General features: G+C 64.7%; 18 protein-coding genes. 8 read left to right on the top strand and 10 right to left on the bottom strand.

The features are described 5' to 3' along the window. Positions 1–80 precede the first annotated feature (80 nt). The 4 genes from ACNPP0_RS21025 to ACNPP0_RS21010 are packed head-to-tail and all read left to right on the top strand — an operon-like array spanning position 81 to position 2,350. Positions 81–326 carry an RNA-binding S4 domain-containing protein gene (locus ACNPP0_RS21025; protein ID WP_046805016.1) on the top strand — a complete coding sequence of 82 codons (246 nt, stop codon included), beginning with the start codon at positions 81–83 and terminating at the stop codon, positions 324–326. Positions 327–367: 41 nt separating this feature from the next. After that, complete coding sequence (locus ACNPP0_RS21020) at positions 368–943, top strand: restriction endonuclease (protein WP_448706908.1); 576 nt, start codon at positions 368–370, stop codon at positions 941–943. 37 nt (positions 944–980) lie between these two features. Beyond that, on the top strand, positions 981–1,358 hold the full coding sequence (locus ACNPP0_RS21015; protein WP_448706907.1) for a DUF2784 domain-containing protein: 378 nt from the start codon (positions 981–983) through the stop codon (positions 1,356–1,358). Positions 1,359–1,384: 26 nt separating this feature from the next. Then, positions 1,385–2,350, top strand: coding sequence for a tetratricopeptide repeat protein (locus tag ACNPP0_RS21010; RefSeq protein WP_448706906.1), 966 nt, complete (start codon positions 1,385–1,387; stop codon positions 2,348–2,350). Positions 2,351–2,483: 133 nt separating this feature from the next. Here ACNPP0_RS21010 and ACNPP0_RS21005 read toward each other — a convergent pair whose 3' ends face one another. After that, complete coding sequence (locus ACNPP0_RS21005) at positions 2,484–3,611, bottom strand: acyl-CoA dehydrogenase family protein (protein WP_448706905.1); 1,128 nt, start codon at positions 3,609–3,611, stop codon at positions 2,484–2,486. Between the two features lie 246 nt (positions 3,612–3,857). Here ACNPP0_RS21005 and ACNPP0_RS21000 point away from each other — a divergent pair, with 246 nt between their 5' ends. Then, the gene (locus tag ACNPP0_RS21000) at positions 3,858–4,754 is read left to right on the top strand and encodes an NAD(P)/FAD-dependent oxidoreductase (protein WP_448706904.1); all 897 of its coding nucleotides are present in this window, start codon (positions 3,858–3,860) and stop codon (positions 4,752–4,754) included. 380 nt (positions 4,755–5,134) lie between these two features. Next, positions 5,135–5,797: an aspartate/glutamate racemase family protein gene (locus tag ACNPP0_RS20995; RefSeq protein ID WP_448706903.1), complete on the top strand. Its 663-nt coding sequence runs from the start codon at positions 5,135–5,137 to the stop codon at positions 5,795–5,797. Positions 5,798–5,915: 118 nt separating this feature from the next. On the opposite strand, the gene ACNPP0_RS20990 is transcribed toward ACNPP0_RS20995, so the two are convergent. From ACNPP0_RS20990 to ACNPP0_RS20965, 6 genes are all read right to left on the bottom strand, one after another. Then, positions 5,916–7,646, bottom strand: a complete 1,731-nt coding sequence (locus ACNPP0_RS20990) for an ABC transporter substrate-binding protein (protein ID WP_046805022.1) — start codon at positions 7,644–7,646, stop codon at positions 5,916–5,918. Positions 7,647–7,767: 121 nt separating this feature from the next. Continuing rightward, positions 7,768–8,076: a DUF2160 domain-containing protein gene (locus ACNPP0_RS20985; protein WP_046805023.1), complete on the bottom strand. Its 309-nt coding sequence runs from the start codon at positions 8,074–8,076 to the stop codon at positions 7,768–7,770. Positions 8,077–8,089: 13 nt separating this feature from the next. Then, positions 8,090–8,902 (bottom strand): carbohydrate ABC transporter permease, encoded by an 813-nt coding sequence (locus ACNPP0_RS20980; protein ID WP_332607973.1) that lies wholly within the window; start codon positions 8,900–8,902, stop codon positions 8,090–8,092. After that, on the bottom strand, positions 8,895–9,785 hold the full coding sequence (locus tag ACNPP0_RS20975; RefSeq protein ID WP_448706902.1) for a carbohydrate ABC transporter permease: 891 nt from the start codon (positions 9,783–9,785) through the stop codon (positions 8,895–8,897). Before ACNPP0_RS20975 ends, ACNPP0_RS20980 begins: the two co-directional genes overlap by 8 nt. Then, a complete protein-coding gene (locus ACNPP0_RS20970; RefSeq protein WP_448706901.1) occupies positions 9,782–10,870 on the bottom strand; it encodes an ABC transporter ATP-binding protein in 1,089 nt (362 codons plus the stop codon). The genes ACNPP0_RS20975 and ACNPP0_RS20970 overlap by 4 nt, the downstream gene beginning before the upstream one ends. Further along, a complete protein-coding gene (locus tag ACNPP0_RS20965; RefSeq protein WP_448706900.1) occupies positions 10,870–11,955 on the bottom strand; it encodes an ABC transporter ATP-binding protein in 1,086 nt (361 codons plus the stop codon). The genes ACNPP0_RS20970 and ACNPP0_RS20965 overlap by 1 nt, the downstream gene beginning before the upstream one ends. A gap of 211 nt (positions 11,956–12,166) precedes the next feature. Here ACNPP0_RS20965 and ACNPP0_RS20960 point away from each other — a divergent pair, with 211 nt between their 5' ends. Next, positions 12,167–13,036, top strand: coding sequence for a DeoR/GlpR family DNA-binding transcription regulator (locus tag ACNPP0_RS20960; RefSeq protein WP_448706899.1), 870 nt, complete (start codon positions 12,167–12,169; stop codon positions 13,034–13,036). A gap of 90 nt (positions 13,037–13,126) precedes the next feature. Further along, the gene (locus ACNPP0_RS20955; protein WP_448706898.1) at positions 13,127–14,722 is read left to right on the top strand and encodes a glycerol-3-phosphate dehydrogenase/oxidase; all 1,596 of its coding nucleotides are present in this window, start codon (positions 13,127–13,129) and stop codon (positions 14,720–14,722) included. 103 nt (positions 14,723–14,825) lie between these two features. Here ACNPP0_RS20955 and ACNPP0_RS20950 read toward each other — a convergent pair whose 3' ends face one another. From ACNPP0_RS20950 to curA, 3 genes are all read right to left on the bottom strand, one after another. Then, the gene (locus tag ACNPP0_RS20950; RefSeq protein ID WP_448706897.1) at positions 14,826–15,335 is read right to left on the bottom strand and encodes an HD-GYP domain-containing protein; all 510 of its coding nucleotides are present in this window, start codon (positions 15,333–15,335) and stop codon (positions 14,826–14,828) included. Positions 15,336–15,557: 222 nt separating this feature from the next. After that, positions 15,558–16,238 carry a type 1 glutamine amidotransferase domain-containing protein gene (locus tag ACNPP0_RS20945; protein ID WP_448706896.1) on the bottom strand — a complete coding sequence of 227 codons (681 nt, stop codon included), beginning with the start codon at positions 16,236–16,238 and terminating at the stop codon, positions 15,558–15,560. A gap of 24 nt (positions 16,239–16,262) precedes the next feature. Further along, entirely contained in the window at positions 16,263–17,300 is a 1,038-nt protein-coding gene (gene curA, locus ACNPP0_RS20940; protein ID WP_332607957.1) for an NADPH-dependent curcumin/dihydrocurcumin reductase, read from the bottom strand. Positions 17,301–17,501 lie beyond the last annotated feature (201 nt).

Here is a 17,501-nt window from a genome sequence, read left to right as displayed (position 1 = left end):
GCTGCCCGTACGCCAGCCGCCGACACGCCTCCGGCGGGCGGACCGCTCTGAATCGCCCTACTTCCTGATACGCGCAATCCATGCCCTTGATCGAATTCACGCTTGCCGAAGGCAGCCCCTATATTGAAATCAACCAGCTCTTGAAAGCCACCGGCGTTTGCGACAGCGGCGGCGCGGGCAAGATGATGGTGGCCGACGGCCACGTCAGCGTGGGCGGCGTGGTTGAAACGCGCAAGACCGCGAAGATTCGTGGCGGCCAGATCGTCACCATTGGCGACATCCGCATCGTGGTGCGCGCCCCGCAAGCCCCCGCGCCGGACGCCTGAGCCGCGCCCTTTCCCCTACCCCCGCAACACCGCGAGCCCTCATGAAATTCAAGATGTCCCAGAACTCCATCTTCGCCGTTCTGCTGCGTTCGCCGTGGTGGATGAGCGCGGGGGTGGCGGTGGTGTTAAGCGCGGGTGGCTTTGCGGCCTTGCCGCTGGAATATGCCGCGATGGGCGTCTTTGCGGCGGTGCCATTCGCGGTGATCGCCATCATGGCCGCTTACAAGCAATTGCGCGCGCCGTCGGGCACGCGTGTGCAGGCCGTAGCCGAAGCCGCGGCCGCCATGACCTGGGCCGACTTTGCCAACACCGTTGAAGCCGGGTTCAAGCGCGACGGTTGCGAGGTCCAGCGCCTGCAAACGCCGGGTGCGGACTTTGCGCTAAGCAAGGACGGCCACGTGGCCATTGTCAGCGCCAAGCGCTGGAAGGCCGCACGCGTGGGCGTCGAACCGCTGCGCGAACTGCAAGCCGCGCGTGAAAAGCGCGGTGCGCGTGAAGCCATCTACATCGCCTTGGGCGACGTGTCGGACAACGCCTGGGCCTACGCCAAGGCGCAGAACGTGTCGCTGATGACGGCGCCCGAACTGACCAAGCTGCTGCGCGACTTGAAAACCTGAGCCCGCTCACACCTTTTATTCCCATCGGCACCTGTCAATGATCTACCGCATCCTGGCCGACCTGGTCCTTGTCGTGCACGGGCTTTTTGTCGCCTTCGTGGTGTTTGGCGGCCTGCTGGCCTTATGGCGGCCGCGCATGGCCTACCGGCACCTGCCCGCCCTGGCCTGGGGCGCGGTGGTGGTCGGCATGGGGCTGATCTGCCCGTTGACACCGCTGGAGGTGTCGCTGCGCCAGCAAGCCGGGCAGGAAGGCTACGCGGGCGGCTTCATCGAACACTACCTGCTTGGCGTCATCTACCCAGAAGGCATCACGCGTGAAACGCAGATGGGGCTGGCGGCCGTGCTGATCGTTGGCAACCTTGTGATCTACACGCTTTGGGCGCGCCGGCGCCGCCGCGCCGCCGCGCGCGCATGACTGCCTGCGCGCGTGCATGAACCCGCATGACCGAGCCTATCGACATGAATTCCACGCCCCCTTCCGACAACACCCCCGCCGACCCTTCCCACTTGATCCGCGCCTTTGACGCCACCGGGCAGGAAGTGCTGATCACGCGCGATCAATGGCGTGACAACGTACTGCCCGGCGCCATCGAACAGCGCTGGAACGATGCCGACGCGTTGGCGGCGTTGATCATCCAATCCCTGAACGACGACTTCATCGACGACATGGTCGGCCCCGCCGAACGGCTGGTGCAGTTGGACCAGAACGTTGAGCGCGCCGTCGTGTTGCAAGCCATCGTCTACCTGAAGCAAGGCCGGCTGGACGACAGTGAGCGCGCGTTGACTGACTTCTGCGCGCGGCACGGCGAAACCGGCATCGTGCTGACCAACCTGGCGAAGGTGCACGCCGAACGTGGCGACGACGATAAGACGCTGGACACCTTGTGGCGCGCGCTGCAACGGGACCCCAACCAGGACAACGGCCTGGGCTGGTACGAAGCCATTCATCGCGACGTGGGCGGCGACGCGGCCGGTGTAGGCGCCATGCAGCGGGTTGCGGCACTGCCCGGCAGTTGGCGCGCGCGCTTGTGGCTGGCGCGCGGTGAATTGGGCGCGCACAACTATGCAGGCGCCCTGGCGCTGTATCGCCAAGCCTTGTCGCAAGCCGGCGACCCGGTGCCCGGCGACCTGCTCATGCAGATGACGGGCGACCTGGGCAATGCGGGGCGCATCCCCGATATTCTGCAACTGGCCGCCCCGCACTTTCATGCCGCCCTGCACGGTCCCCAGGTGGGCAATAACCTGATCAAAGCCTATTTGCTGCTGGGCCAGCCAGACCCCGCCCGCCACATTCTGGACGCGCTGCACGCGTTGGGGCAGCCCGAATGGAAGGAACACCTGGCGTACTGGGAAGCGGAACTGGCCCGATTGCAAGCGCAGCGCGGCGCAGCCGGCAGCGCCGCTTAATGGTGTCTTGACGTCGTCTTGACGTCGTCTTGACGGTGTCCTGCCGGCGTCTTGGCGGCTTTTGCCAGTGTCTTGGCAGCTTTTGCCGGACGCGGCTGGCCGCGTTGGCACCACCCATGCGCGCCCGTCTACCCTACAGACCGCGCGCGATCACCAGACGCTGGATGTCGCTGGTGCCTTCGTAGATCTGGCAGACGCGCACATCGCGGTAGATGCGCTCCACCGGAAAGTCCTTCAGATAGCCGTATCCGCCCAGCGTTTGAATGGCCGCCGAACATACTTTTTCGGCCATCTCCGACGCAAACAATTTCGCCATCGACGCTTCCATCAGCGCGGGCCTGCCGGCTTCGCGCAGCGCCGCCGCGTGCAACACCATCTGGCGCGCCACGTGCAGTTGCGTCGCCATGTCCGCCAGCCGGAACGACACCGCCTGATGTTCGAAAATCGGTTTGCCGAAGGCCTGGCGCTCGCGTGCGTAATCGCGCGCGCATTCGAACGCGGCGCGCGCCATGCCCACTGACTGCGATGCAATGCCGATGCGGCCGCCTTCCAGATTGGCCAGCGCGATCTTGTAGCCCTCGCCTTCCGCGCCCAGGCGGTACGCGGCCGGAATGCGCATGTCTTCAAACGCGACGTGGCAGGTGTCCGACGCATGCTGGCCCAGTTTGTCTTCCACGCGCAGCACCTGATATCCCGGCGTATCGGTGGGCACGATGAACGCGGATATGCCGCGCTTGCCCGCCTCCGGATCCGTCACCGCGAACACGATCACCGTCTGCCCGCTTTTGCCCGACGTGATGAATTGCTTGGCGCCGTTCAGGATGTAGTCGTCGCCATCGCGGCGGGCGCGCGTACGCAGGCTGCTGGCGTCTGATCCGGCTTGCGGCTCGGTCAGCGCAAAGCCGCCGATGTGTTCGCCGCTTGCCAACGGGCGCAGGAACTGGTCCTTCTGCGCATCGGTGCCGAACTTAAGAATGGGCATGCACGCCACGGAATTGTGCACGCTCATGATGGTGGAACACGCGCCGCTGCCCGCCGCGATTTCTTCCAGCGCCACCGCATAGGACACGTAGCCGCTGGCGTTGCCGTCCCAGTCTTCCGGCACCAGCATGCCGAAGAATCCCAGCTGCGCCATTTCCTGGATGGCATCGGCGGGATAGTGGTGATCGCGGTCCCAGCGCTCGGCATTGGGCGCCAGGCGTTCTTGCGCAAAGCGGCGCGCCATATCCTGAATACTGAGCTGCTCTTCGTTCAACAACATGTTTTGTCTCCGGGGGTGGCGATGGCACGCGGGCGCCTGATGGGCGCCGAGCACCTTCTTTTTTTCGCACCGCGCGGGGTTGGGACGCGGCACGGAATCGAGAATACACCGTGCGCTGGCGCCTGCGTGGACCGCACGGTCCGTGAATTCGGCATCAAAGAACATTTCAGATTGCGTGAAAACCAATTGCCGCATTATCATGCAACTTACGAAGTATCTTGATAGCCAACGATAAGGAACCAGCCGATGAATTACGACGTCATCATCGTGGGCGGCAGCTTTGCCGGCCTGTCCGCCGCCATGCAATTGGCACGCGCCAGAAGACGCATTCTGCTGATCGACGGCGGCCAGCCCCGCAACCGTTTCGCCGCGCATTCCCACGGCTTTCTGGGCCAGGACGGCAGGGCCCCGCACGACATCGTGCAACTAGCCCGCGAACAGCTGGCGCGATATCCCAGCGTAAGTTTTTTGGACGGTGACGCGGTCAACGCCAGCGGCGAATTTGGTCGCTTTGAAGTTCGAATGGCGGATGGTCAGCAGCTGCGGGCCAAGCGCCTGCTTCTGGCCACCGGCTTGCGCGACGAATTGCCCGCCGTGCCCGGCTTGCAAGAACGCTGGGGGCAGACAGTGCTGCATTGCCCTTATTGCCACGGCTATGAAACGGCCGGCCGGCCGTTGGGCGTGATGGCAGCGCATCCCATGTCGGCGCATCAGGCCGTGCTGCTGCCCGACTGGGGCCCCACCACGTACTTCACGCAAGGCCAGTTTGAACCGGACGCAGAACAGGCCGCCTTGATAGCCAAGCGCGGCGTGCGCATCGAACGCAGCCCCATCGTCGAATTGATGGGCGCGTCACCCTGCCTGGACGCCGTGAGGCTGGCCGACGGCCGGCGCATGGCCATCCACGCCCTGTTCGTCGCCAGCAAGACGCACATGGCCAGCCCACTGGCCGCGCAACTGGGATGTGCGTTTACCGACGGCCCGCTGGGCCCGTTGATTCGTGCGGACGATCTGCGGCAAACCAGCGTGGAAGGTGTCTTTGCCGCGGGCGACGCTGCCATCCCCATGAGCAACGCCACGCTTGCCAGTGCATCGGGGGTGATGGCGGGCGTGTGCGCGCACCGTTCGCTGGTGATGGAATAAGCCGGTGTGGGCCGCGCATCAATCCACGCATCATCCACGCATCATCCACGCTTCATCCACGCTTCATCCGCGCATCATCCGCGCTTCATCCGCGCATAAATACGCGCAGAAATTCGCGCACCAATCCGCCCATCAATCAGCGCGAGGCTCACTGCCGCGCCTTGAAGCACGCCGCCACGCTGGCATTCCAGTCTTGATGGAATTGCCGACGGTCGAAACCCGGCGCTTCCTGGCAGATCGCCGGTCCCGCCCGAAACATGGTCGAAAAGGTATGGAGAAAAAAGCCGGGTACAGGCAATACCGGTATTCGGACTTGCCTTGTTACCGCGGCGGTAAGGCAGAACAATGCGCGCACACCATGAATATCAGGATGGCTTCAAATGCGTATTTCGTTCTTGCACACCATTGATGGCAACCGGGCCGTATTTGAGCATGCGGCCGCCCAGGCGGGCGTGAATGCCGCGCAGCTGCGCCACGACGTGCGCCCGGACTTTCGGCAAGCCATAGACCAAGGACCGACGACGGATGACGCGTTGCACGATCGCATCAATGACGCCGTACAAAGCCTGGCCATCGATGCGGACGCCGTCATCGTGACCTGCGCCACGCTGGGCCCCGTGATTGACCAGATGGCCCAATTTCCCGTGCCGGTGATCCGCGCCGACGTGGCGCTGGCCATGGCGGCCACCCACGCGGGCGGATGTATCGTCGTGCTTTGCGCGGCGCCCTCCGCCGTGGACGCCAACCGGATGCTGTTCGAACACCATGCCAAGGCCAGCGGGGCAACGGTGGCCGTGCACCTGGTACCGGACGCGTGGGCGTTGTTCCAGGCCGGCGATATGCCCGCCTGCCTGCAAGCCTGCGCAAACGCGGCGCAAGAGGCCTATGACCGAGGCGCCGACGTAGTGGCGTTTGCACATCCTTGGATGGCCGACGCCGGGGCGATGGTGCAGGGACAACGGCGGCCCCTGGACGCAGCGCGGGCGGGTTTGCAGGCCGCTTTGCAACTGCCCATCCGCTCAAGCAACATCGTCCACGGATGACAGCTACGGCCATCCGTGGACGATGCTTGCGGTGGCGGGATCGGCGGCGTGGGCCTAGGTTGCTGCCTTCAATGCCCTCAGTGCCTGCATTGCCTGCACTGCCTGCGCCGTCCTGCCCTTACCGGACCTTGCCCTCCTTCCAGGCCGCCAGCAGCTTTTCATACGGGATCGTTTCGCCCTTGGGCTTTTCGTTGGCCAGCTTTTTCCACGGTGCATGCTGGTCCGACAGCCACTTGGATGGGTCGCTCTTGGCGTTCAGCTTGGGCGCGCATTGCGCCATGCCTGCCCGCTCCAGGCGCGCCATCACCTGATCCATCTCGTTGGCCAGGTTGTCCATGGCGGCCTGCGGCGTTTTTTCGCCGGTGACCGCCGTGGCCACGTTCTTCCACCACAACTGCGCCAGCTTGGGGTAGTCGGGCACGTTGTTGCCGGTGGGCGTCCATGCCACGCGTGCCGGGCTGCGATAGAACTCGATCAGCCCGCCGTAGTTGGGCGCGTTCTTGGTGAAGAACTCGCTGTGGATGTCGCTGTCGCGGATGAAGGTCAGGCCCGTGATGGATTTCTTCAAGGACACCGATTTCGACGTGACGAACTGCGCGTACAGCCAGGCCGCGGCCATCTTGTCGGGGTTGGTGGACTTGAAGAACGTCCACGAGCCCACGTCCTGATAGCCGTTCTGCATGCCATCCTTCCAGTACGGGCCATAGGGCGACGGCGCCATGCGCCACTTCGGCGTGCCGTCCTCGTTCACGACCGGCAACCCCTTCTTGGTCATGTCGGCGGTAAAGGCCGTGTACCAGAAGATCTGCTGGGCGATCTGGCCCTGGGCGGGCACCGGGCCGGACTCTGAAAACGTCATGCCCATGGCTTGCTGCGGCGCGTACTTTTTCATCCAGTCGATGTACTTGGTCAGCGCGTAGACGGCGGCCGGGCTGTTGGTGGCGCCGCCCCGCGAGACCGATGCGCCCACCGGCGTGCACTTGTCGTCGGCCACGCGGATGCCCCATTCGTCCACCGGCATGCCGTTGGGCAGGCCCTTGTCGGCCGCGCCCGCCATCGATAACCACGCATCGGTAAAGCGCCAACCCAGCGACGGGTCTTTCTTGCCGTAGTCCATGTGCCCATAGACCTTCTTGCCGTCGATTTCCTTGACGTCGTTCGAGAAGAAATCGGCAATGTCTTCGTAGGCCGACCAGTTGGTGGGCACGCCCAGGTCGTAGCCATACTTGGCCTTGAACTTGTCCTTCAAGTCCTGCCGGGCGAACCAGTCGGCGCGAAACCAATAGACGTTGGCAAACTGTTGGTCGGGCAATTGGTACAGCTTGCCGTCGGGCGCGGTGGTGAACTTGGTGCCGATGAAGTCCTTGATGTCCAGGTCGGGGTTGGTCCATTCCTTGCCCGCGCCGGCCATGTAGTCCGACAGCGGCAGGATGGCGCCGTAGCGGTAGTGGGTGCCGATCAGGTCCGAATCCGAAATCCAGCCGTCGTAGATGGATTTGCCCGACTGCATCGACGTCTGCAATTTTTCGACAACGTCGCCCTCCTGGATCAGGTCGTGGTTGACCTTGATGCCGGTGATTTCACTGAACGCCTTGGCCAGCGTCTTGGATTCGTACTCGTGCGTGGTGATGGTTTCCGACACCACGCTGATTTCGTTGACGCCCTTGGCACGCAGCTTGGCCGCCGCGTCCATGAACCATTTCATTTCGGCCATCTGCTGGTCTTTGGACAGCGTGGAAGGCTGGAACTCGGAATCCACCCACTTCTTCGCTTCCGGCTCGCCGGCCCAAGCCCCTGATGTTCCGATCAGGGCGATAGCGGCCGCCATGGCGTGCATGCGCAATTTCATGACCTGTCTCCTCGAATACGCTTCCCCTTCTGTTCTGCTGCGGACCTCTGGCCGGGGAAGATGCGGGCCCGTAGTCCTTCAAAACCTTCCATCCCGATTCGGCAGGGGTCGATGCGCCCCTTCAGCCCTTTCTCATGATGAATGCCAGCAACAGCATGGACGCCACAAAGCTGATCCACACCGATGGCGGCTCATCCAGCGAAAACCATTCCACCGCCTTTTGCCCGAACCCCAGGAAAGCCAGGTTCAGCCAGGCCGCGGCCATCAGCCCGATAAACAGCCTGTCACCACGTGTGGTGCGCAGCGGCAGGAAGCCCTTGCGTTCGACCGTGGGCGATTTCAATTCCCACACCGTCATGCCCACCAGCATCAGCACGATGCAGGAAAAGAACACGGCGACGGGGGTGGTCCAAACCATCCAGCTGAACATGGCGGCCCCTTTTCTACACGCGGCCCATCGCGAAGCCCTTCGCGATGTAGTGGCGCACGAACCAGATGACGATGCCCCCCGGCACGATGGTCAACACGCCGGCTGCCGCCAGCACGCCCCAGTCCATGCCCGAGGCCGACACGGTGCGCGTCATGGTGGCCACGATGGGCTTGGCGTTGACCGAGGTCAGCGTGCGGGCCAACAGCAATTCCACCCAGCTGAACATAAAGCAGAAAAACGCCGCCACGCCCACGCCGGACTTGATCAGCGGCAGGAAGATCGTCAGGAAAAAACGCGGAAAGGAATAGCCGTCCACATACGCGGTTTCGTCGATTTCGCGCGGCACGCCGGACATGAAGCCTTCCAGAATCCAGACCGCCAGCGGCACGTTGAACACCAGGTGCGCCAGCGCCACGGCCAGGTGCGTGTCCATCAGGCCGAACGAGCTGTACAGCTGAAAGAACGGCAACAGGAACACGGCGGGCGGCGTCATGCGGTTGGTCAGCAGCCAGAAGAACACGTGCTTGTCGCCGATGAAGCGATAGCGCGAAAACGCATAGGCGGCGGGCAGCGCCACGGCCAACGAAATCACCGTGTTGATGACGACGTAGATCAAAGAATTGATGTAGCCCGAATACCAGGCACGGTCCGTGAAGATGGTGCGGTAATGCTCGAACGTGAAGTCACGCGGCCACAGCGTCAGCGTGCTGACGATTTCGGTATTGGTCTTGAACGACATGTTCAGCATCCAATACAGCGGCAGGATGGCGAACACCAGGTAAAGCAGCAGGAAGGCGGAACGCCACCAGGTGGATTGGTCACGCATGGGGATGCTCCTCGTCCAGGCCGCCGGCCGTGCCCGCGCGCTGCATCCAGTTGTAGAGGACGAAGCACAGCAGCAGGATGATCAAAAAGTAGATGATCGAGAACGCCGCGGCGGGCCCCAGGTCGAACTGGCCCACGGCCTTTTGCGTCAGGTATTGCGACAGGAACGTCGTGGCGTTGCCGGGCCCGCCGCCCGTCAGCACGAAGGGTTCGGTGTAGATCATGAAGCTGTCCATGAAGCGCAGCAGCACGGCAATCATCAGCACGCCGCGCATCTTGGGCAGCTGGATGTAGCGAAACACCGCCAGCCGCGACGCGCCGTCGATGCGCGCGGCCTGGTAGTAGGCATCGGGAATGGCGCGCAGGCCCGCGTAGCACAGCAGCGCCACCAGCGGCGTCCAGTGCCACACGTCCATCACCAGCACCGTCACCCAGGCGTCCACGTCGTTGCCGGTGTAGTTGTAGTCCACCCCCAGCCAGGACAGCGTCGCGCCCAGCAGCCCGATGTCGGTGCGGCCGAACACCTGCCAGATGGTGCCCACGACGTTCCATGGGATCAGCAGCGACAGCGCAATGATGACCAGCACGGCCGCCGCGCGCCAGCCGCCGGCCGGCATCGACAGCGCCAGCAAAATGCCCAACGGAATTTCAATGGCCAGCACCGCCAGCGAAAACCCGATCTGGCGGAACAAGGCGCCGTGCAGCTCTTCGTCTTGCAGCACGGCGGCAAACCATTCGGTGCCGACGAACACGCGCCGTTCGGGCGAAATGATGTCCTGCACCGAGTAATTGACGATGGTCATCAGCGGCAGGATGGCCGAGAACGCCACGCACAGCACCACGGGCAGAACCAGGAACCAGGCCCGGTGATCGATAGGCTTCATGGGATCAGCACCTCGTCGCGATAAAAGCAGGTGTGCGGGTTCAACACCGACAGCCAGACGGTGCCGCCGGCGGCCACCGGCACGATGTTGCTGCCCAGGCGGGCGCGCACGGGCGTGCCTTCAAAATCGGCCACCAGCAAGGTGTAGGTGCCCACGTCCTGCACGCGGTCGACGCGCATCGCCACGGCGCCCGGCGCGGTCGCGTCGGTCAGGCGCAGGTATTCGGGCCGCACGCCCAGCTTGATGGCGCCCGTGCCCGCCAGCTTTGTCGCAAGCTGCGGCGCGGCGCCGGGCACGCGCGTGTTGCCGACCCACAGCGCGTCATCGCGCCATTGCGCGGGCAGGAAGTTCATGCCCGGCGAACCGATGAAGTGCCCGACAAAGGTGTGCGCCGGTCGCTGGAACAGATCGTCGGCGCTGCCGACCTGCACGGCGCGCCCGCGCGCCATCACCATCACCTGGTCGGCAAAGGTCAGCGCCTCGGTCTGGTCGTGCGTCACGTAGATCAGCGTCAGCTTGAATTCGTGATGAATTTCCTTGAGCTTGCGCCGCAGCTCCCACTTCAGCTGGGGGTCAATCACCGTCAAGGGTTCGTCGAACAGAATGGCCGAGACGTCGCTGCGCACCAGCCCGCGCCCTAGCGAGATCTTCTGCTTGGCATCGGCCGTGAGGCCGCTGGCGCGGCGGTCCAGCACATGCGACATCTCCAGCATTTCGGCGATGCGGCCCACGCGTTCGCGGATGCGCTCGGGCGGCACGCCCCGATTGCGCAGCGGAAACGCCAGGTTGTCCGCCACCGTCATCGTGTCGTAGACCACCGGAAACTGGAATACCTGGGCGATGTTGCGTGCCTGCGGGCTCTTGGCCGTAACGTCCTGGCCGTCAAACAAAATGCGCCCGTGCGAGGGCCGCAGCAAGCCCGACACGCAGTTCAGCAGCGTGGTCTTGCCGCAGCCCGACGGCCCCAGCAAGGCATAGGCCCCGCCATCGCGAAAGGTGAACGTCAGCGGCAACAGCGCGTAGTCCTCGTCGGCCTTGGGGTTGGCCACATAGGAATGGGAAAGGTCCAGCTCGATCTGCGCCATCAGGCCGCCTCCCCCGCGCCGGCGGGTTGGCGCGGCGCGGCCAGCAAGGCGCCGCCGGCGTCAAAGGCATAGGTTTGGGCCGGGTCGAAGTACAGTTGCACGCGTTCGTCCAGCGTGTAGCGGTGCACGCCGGGTAGCTGCGCGACCACGTCGCCCGCAGCCGTGCTGGCGTGCACGTAGGTGTCCGACCCGGAAATTTCAGCCAGCTTCACCACGCCGGGCAGACCGATGTGGCCCGGGCGCGGTTCCACGTCCAGGGCCCCCGCGCGCAGCCCCGCCGTGATGTCCGCGCCCGCGTTGCCCGGCAGCGCGCGGTCTACGGCCAGCTGGCCTTGCAGCACGAAGCCGGCGTCGGTGCGCCGCGCGGGGAACAGATTCATGGGCGGGTCGCTGAACGCGCGCGCCACGCGGATGGAATTGGGGCGGTGAAAGACCTGGGCGGTGGGGCCGTATTGCAACAGTTCGCCCGCGTCCAGCACGGCGGTGTGGCCGCCCAGCAACAGGGCTTCGCCGGGTTCGGTGGTGGCGTAGACGACCGTGGAGCGCCCTTCCGCGAACAATTCCGAAAGCTCGTCGCGCAATTCCTCGCGCAGCTTGTAGTCCAGGTTGACCAGCGGTTCGTCCAGCAGGATCAGCGGCGCGTCCTTGACCAGCGCCCGGGCCAGAGCCACGCGCTGCTGCTGCCCCCCGGACAGTTCGGAGGGATAGCGGGCCAGCAGATGGTCAATATGCAGCCGCGCCGCCATGGCGCGGACTTTTTCGCCGATGTCCTTTTCGCCGCGCAGCTTCAAAGGCGAGGCAATGTTGTCGTAGACCGACATGGACGGGTAATTGATGAACTGCTGGTAGACCATCGCCACGTTGCGCTGGCGCACCGGGACGCCGGTAACGTCGGCGCCATCGACCAGCACGCGGCCTTCGGTGGGCCGGTCCAGCCCGGCCATGATGCGCATTAACGAGGTCTTGCCTGCCAGGGTGACCCCCAGCAACACCGTCATGGCGCCGGGCACGGGCGCCAGGCTCATGGGAGTCAGGTGCGTTTGCGAGCCGGCCCGCAAGGCGATCCTGTCCAAGGTCAGCTGCATGGTGTCTCCTCTACCTACTTATACGTCCCTGTTTTTTCAACGGACTTCGGTATTCGGTACAGCGTCCCAGCCATTGCGCGCGGTGGCGCAACAGGATGAGCATACTCTTTCACACGGCTTTCGTTTTTTGTGCGTTTTACCCAAGAAGCGAACAAAAAACAATCTTGCACTGCGGCATTATTTTTCGCTTTTGTTGTTTTATCATGCGAACATGACACTGAATCCACGACAAAGCGCCTTGGTCGAAATGGTGCGAGCCCAAGGCTCGGCCACGATCGAAGAGCTTGCCAAACGTTTTGACGTCACGCTGCAAACCGTGCGGCGCGACGTGAACATCCTTTCCGAAGCGGGCATGCTGTCGCGCTTTCACGGCGGCGTGCGCATCGAAGCGTCCACCATCGAGAACATTGCCTACCGCAAGCGCCAAGGGCTGCACGCCGCCGGCAAGCAGCGCATTGCCGAAGCGGTGGCGCGGGCGGTGCCGGACGGCTGTTCGCTGATCCTGAACATCGGCACCACCACCGAGGCCATCGCGCGCGCCCTGCTGCGCCATCGCGGCCTGCGCGTCATCACCAACAACCTGCACGTGGCGGACATCCTGTCGGACAACCCGGACTGCGAAGTCATCGTGGCAGGCGGCGTGGTGCGCTCGCGCGACCGTGGCATCGTGGGGGAAGCCACCATGGACTTCATCCGCCAGTTCAAGGTCGATATCGGCCTGATCGGCATTTCGGGCATCGAAGCCGACGGCACGCTGCGCGATTACGACTTCCGCGAAGTGCGCGTGGCCCGGACCATCATCGAGCAATCGCGCGAGGTCTGGCTGGCGGCCGACAGCAGCAAGTTCAAGCGCCAGGCGATGGTTGAACTGGCGCACATTTCACAAATCGACCGCTTCTTCACCGACGCGCATCCGCAAGAACCGCTGGCCCAGGTGCTGCTGGATTCGGGCGTGCGCTGCGAAGTGGCGGCGGCGCCCAGTGCCAATGCACTGAGCGCGCCCGGCACGCCCAACGCTTCCAGCGCTTCCAGCCCGGCCGGCGCGCAAGGCCCCACGAACACCTCGGCACCCAACGCTTGAAAAAACGCACGGGACCCGGGCTTATCCCCGCCACCCGCGCCTGGCACGAAACCACCCTGCTTTTACCTGGCGGCCCTGCCGCGACAACTTATGAACCAACCCCTAGCCAACGTCACCCCGCCCGATCGCAACCGCCTGCTGTCCACCTTGGACAACACGCCGTCCTGGGACGTCATCGTCATCGGCGGCGGCGCAACGGGCCTGGGCACCGCCGTGGACGCGGCCTCACGCGGCTACCGCACCTTGCTGATCGAAGGCGCGGACTTTGCCAAGGGCACGTCCAGCAAGGCGACCAAGCTAGTGCACGGCGGCGTGCGCTACCTGGCGCAAGGCAACGTCAGCCTGGTGCGTGAAGCGCTGCACGAGCGCGGCCTCTTGAACCGCAACGCGCCGCATCTGGTGTGGCCGCTGGGCTTCGTGGTGCCCGCCTACAACCTGTTCGACCAGCCCTTCTACGGCATCGGCCTGAAGATGTACGACATGTTGGCGGGCAAGCTGAACCTGGCGCCCAGCCGCTGGTTGTCGCGCCGCGACACCCTGGCCAACGCGCCGACGCTGGCCGAAAAGGTCAACGGGCGTGGCTTGAAGGGCGGCGTGCTGTATTACGACGGCCAGTTCGATGACGCGCGCCTGGCGATGAGCCTGATGCGCACGTTGTTTGACCTGGGCGGCACGGCGGTGAACTATGTGCGCGCCACCGGCCTGAGCACCACCAACGGCAAGGTTGACGGCGTGACCGCGCAGGACGTGATCGGCGGCGCCAGCTTCTCGCTGCGCGCGCGCTGCGTCATCAACGCCACCGGCGTGTGGGTGGATGCGGTGCGCCGCATGGAAGACAAGAACGCGGCCACGATGGTGGCGCCCAGCCAGGGCGTGCACCTGACCTTGCCGCGCGAGTTCCTGCCCGGCAATCGCGCCATCCTGATCCCCAAGACCGACGACGGCCGCGTGCTGTTCGTGGTGCCATGGAACGGCCACACCATCGTGGGCACCACCGACACGCCGCGCGGCGACCTGCCGCTGGACCCGGAAGCCGGTGCGCAGGACGTGGATTTCATCCTGAACACGGCGGCGCGCTACCTCAGCCGCAAACCCACGCGCGACGACGTGACCAGCGTATGGTCGGGCCTGCGTCCGCTGGTCAAGGCCACCGGCGACGCCGCCACCAAGCAGTTGTCGCGCGAGCACACCATCCTGGTGTCCAACGCGGGCTTGGTGACGGTAACGGGCGGCAAGTGGACCACTTACCGCCGCATGGCGCAGGACGTGGTGGACACCGCGATTCAGCATCAGCTGCTGACGCAGGCATCGTGCCGCACGGAATCGTTGCCGCTGCATGGCGCGTCCGGCCTGGCCCCGTCGCAGGAACACGCCGGCACGCCGGACAGCTATTACGGCAGCGACCTGGCTACCCTGAAAGCCCTGCCCGGCGCCGAACGGATGCTGGTCAAGGCCAGCGGCTTGTCCGAGGCGCATGTGCGCTTTGCGGCGCGGTTTGAATTGGCGCGCAGCGCCGAAGACGTGCTGGCGCGCCGCAACCGCGCGCTGTTCCTGGACGCCGAAGCCGCGATGCTGGCCGCGCCCGAAGTGGCCCGCATCCTGGCCGAAGAGTTGGGCCACGACGCGGCCTGGCAGCAACGCACGTTGCAGGAACTGGCGGTCGTTGCCGCGACGTATCGGCTGTAGAACGGGTGGGCGGCCGGGGCGCAAAACACGCCCCGCCCGCCCTTGCGCCAACTTTGCGCCGCCTTGACGCGGCTTTACGGGACTTTCAGCCGGCTGTGCTGAATCATGCTTTCGAACACGCGCAACAGGTCAGGGTCGCATTTGCGCCGGCCTCGCGATGCAGGATGGCCATGATTTCAGTGTGCGAGCGCGCCGGATGATAAGGGCGTGAATCGCCCAGCGCATCATAGGAATCCGCCAGGGAAATGATGCGTGAAAGCATCGGGATATCGTGGTGCGCCAGCCCCGCCGGATACCCGGACCCATCGAAATGCTCGTGATGATGGCGCACGGCCTGCGCGATGAGCTCGCGTTGCGGCAAGTCGGTGTGCAGGATGATGTCGGCGCCAACCGCTGCATGCGCCTTCATGATTTCCCAATCGTCTTTTTCCAACCGATGCGGGGCGTACAGCACGCGGTCCGGCGTGCCGATCTTGCCCACGTCGTGCAGGCGCGCGGCCACGGCCACTGCCCGCTGTTCGTCTTCGTTCGACCCACACGCCTGGGCCAACGCCACGCATAGCGCGACCACGCGGTTGCAGTGCCGGCCGGTGGCCGGGTCTCGCGCCTGCATGGCCGCAAACAACGCGGCTTCGCAGGAACCTGAATCTAGGGGTACGTCTGGGGGCATCAAGGAAGGCGCGGCACCGCGTTGAGACGCCGCATTTGTATCGGAAAGTCGCAATTCTGACACAATGTGCTCCCGCCCTGACCAAGCAGCCGACGGGCGTACAAGCGGCGCAGATCAAAGCTTTGGCCAGGAGCGGCCCCGGCCCGCGCCGCTTACCGGACGATTTCAGCGCTTGAGCCGCTCCAGCAGGGCCTCGGCGACCGCCACCGACGACGCCGGATTTTGCCCGGTGACCAGCAAGCCATCGCAGACCACATACGGCTGCCAGTCCGGCCCACGGCTGTACAAACCGCCCAGACGGGTCAGCTCGTCTTCGACCAAAAACGGCACCACGTCGGTCAATTGCACCGCCGCTTCCTCGCTGTTGGTAAAGCCCGTGACTTGACGCCCCTGCACCAGCGGCTTGCCATCTGCCGTCTTGGCATGGCGCAGCACGCCGGGCGCGTGGCACACCGCCGATACCGGCTTGCCCGCCGCCAGCATGGTTTCGATCAGGGCAACGGATTTGGCATCTTCCGCCAGATCCCACAGCGGGCCGTGACCGCCCGGGTAGAACACCGCGTCGTAATCCGCCGCCTGCACGTCGGCCAGCCGCTGCGTGCCGGCCAGCACGCGTTGGGCATCGGCGTCCTGGCGAAAGCGGCGCGTGGCGTCGGTCTGGGCGTCGGGATCGTCGCTCTTGGGGTCCAGCGGCGGCTGGCCGCCTTTGGGCGAAGCCAGCGTCACTTCCGCGCCCGCGTCCAAAAACGCGTAATAAGGCGCGGCAAACTCTTCCAGCCAGAAGCCCGTTTTGCGGCCGGTGTTGCCCAGCGTGTCGTGGGATGTCAGCACGATCAGGATTTTCATGTTGCGCTCCGTGTGATTGCGCGCTTATTCGTCCGGGCCGACGCGCACGATGCGCTTGCCCGCGTTTTCGCCTTTAAGCAGGCCGATCAGGCCGCGCGGCGCGTTCTCAAGCCCCTCGACCACGTCTTCGCGATACTTGATGCGGCCTTGCGCGATCAGCCCTTCCATGGCCTCGCGGAATTCGCCATAGCGGTGTGCGTATTCGTTGAAGATGATGAAACCCTGCACCTTCAGGCGCTTGGTCAGAATGGTGCGCATGAGCAGCGCCAGGCGGTCCGGGCCGTCGGGCAGGCTGGTGGCGTTGTAGGCAGAGATCAAGCCGCAGACCGGCACACGCGCGCGCGGGTTCAATAGCGGCAACACGGCATCGAACACCGCGCCACCCACGTTCTCGAAGTAGACGTCGATGCCTTGCGGCACGGCGCGCGCCAGCCGGCCTGCCAGGTCGGGCGCCTTGTGGTCCAGGCAGTCGTCAAAGCCCAGCTCGTCGACCACATAGCGGCATTTGTCCGCGCCGCCCGCAATGCCCACGACCTTGCAGCCATGGATTTTGGCGATCTGGCCCACTACCGCGCCCACCGCGCCGCTGGCCGCGGCCACCACCACCGTTTCGCCCGCCTTGGGTTGGCCGATGTCCAGCAGCCCCATGTAGCCGGTGAAGCCGGGCATGCCCAGTACGCCCAGCGAATACGACGGATGCTGCGGCTTGGCGCCCAGGCGCAACAGGCCGGTGCCGTCGGACACCGCGTAGTCCTGCCAGCCGGACTGCGCCAGCACCCATTCGCCGGCCTTGAATTCGGGGTGGTTGGACGCCTGCACGCGGCAGACCGTGCCGCCGACCATGGGCTGGCCGATCTGGACGGGTTCGGCGTAGGAAGGCGCGTCGCTCATGCGGCCGCGCATGTAGGGGTCAAGCGACAAGTAGACCGTGCGCAGCAGTACCTGGCCGGGCCCGGGTTGCGGCACGTCGCCTGTTTCCAGGCGGAAATCGTTGTCGGTGGGTTCGCCATGCGGGCGTGCGGCAAGCACGATGCGGCGGTTGATTGACGAGGATTGCGTCATTGAAGTCCAGCCTCCAGGGGAAGCCGCCCAAGGTCTTGCAGGCAATGCCCGGGGCAGCAAGATGGGGAACCGAGCCATTACACCATCGATGTCGGCCGACCTGCTTTGTAACCCTGATGCTTGCCCCTCTTTTAATTAATTAAAAGATTAATTAAACTGCGCGACATGAACAAATCGCTGTCCGCGTCTGCCCCCTCCCCC

This window comes from Achromobacter semiaridum (assembly GCF_053543755.1).
Note: the sequence above shows the minus strand (reverse complement) of the source record. Positions and strands in the feature narration are given on the sequence as shown.

Coding starts and splice junctions, on each gene's coding strand:
- ACNPP0_RS21025 (WP_046805016.1), top strand. CDS start 81: ATGCCCTTGATCGAATTCACGCTTGCCGAAGGCAGCCCCTATATTGAA.
- ACNPP0_RS21020 (WP_448706908.1), top strand. CDS start 368: ATGAAATTCAAGATGTCCCAGAACTCCATCTTCGCCGTTCTGCTGCGT.
- ACNPP0_RS21015 (WP_448706907.1), top strand. CDS start 981: ATGATCTACCGCATCCTGGCCGACCTGGTCCTTGTCGTGCACGGGCTT.
- ACNPP0_RS21010 (WP_448706906.1), top strand. CDS start 1,385: ATGACCGAGCCTATCGACATGAATTCCACGCCCCCTTCCGACAACACC.
- ACNPP0_RS21005 (WP_448706905.1), bottom strand. CDS start 3,611: ATGTTGTTGAACGAAGAGCAGCTCAGTATTCAGGATATGGCGCGCCGC.
- ACNPP0_RS21000 (WP_448706904.1), top strand. CDS start 3,858: ATGAATTACGACGTCATCATCGTGGGCGGCAGCTTTGCCGGCCTGTCC.
- ACNPP0_RS20995 (WP_448706903.1), top strand. CDS start 5,135: ATGCGTATTTCGTTCTTGCACACCATTGATGGCAACCGGGCCGTATTT.
- ACNPP0_RS20990 (WP_046805022.1), bottom strand. CDS start 7,646: ATGAAATTGCGCATGCACGCCATGGCGGCCGCTATCGCCCTGATCGGA.
- ACNPP0_RS20985 (WP_046805023.1), bottom strand. CDS start 8,076: ATGTTCAGCTGGATGGTTTGGACCACCCCCGTCGCCGTGTTCTTTTCC.
- ACNPP0_RS20980 (WP_332607973.1), bottom strand. CDS start 8,902: ATGCGTGACCAATCCACCTGGTGGCGTTCCGCCTTCCTGCTGCTTTAC.
- ACNPP0_RS20975 (WP_448706902.1), bottom strand. CDS start 9,785: ATGAAGCCTATCGATCACCGGGCCTGGTTCCTGGTTCTGCCCGTGGTG.
- ACNPP0_RS20970 (WP_448706901.1), bottom strand. CDS start 10,870: ATGGCGCAGATCGAGCTGGACCTTTCCCATTCCTATGTGGCCAACCCC.
- ACNPP0_RS20965 (WP_448706900.1), bottom strand. CDS start 11,955: ATGCAGCTGACCTTGGACAGGATCGCCTTGCGGGCCGGCTCGCAAACG.
- ACNPP0_RS20960 (WP_448706899.1), top strand. CDS start 12,167: ATGACACTGAATCCACGACAAAGCGCCTTGGTCGAAATGGTGCGAGCC.
- ACNPP0_RS20955 (WP_448706898.1), top strand. CDS start 13,127: ATGAACCAACCCCTAGCCAACGTCACCCCGCCCGATCGCAACCGCCTG.
- ACNPP0_RS20950 (WP_448706897.1), bottom strand. CDS start 15,335: ATGCAGGCGCGAGACCCGGCCACCGGCCGGCACTGCAACCGCGTGGTC.
- ACNPP0_RS20945 (WP_448706896.1), bottom strand. CDS start 16,238: ATGAAAATCCTGATCGTGCTGACATCCCACGACACGCTGGGCAACACC.
- curA (WP_332607957.1), bottom strand. CDS start 17,300: ATGACGCAATCCTCGTCAATCAACCGCCGCATCGTGCTTGCCGCACGC.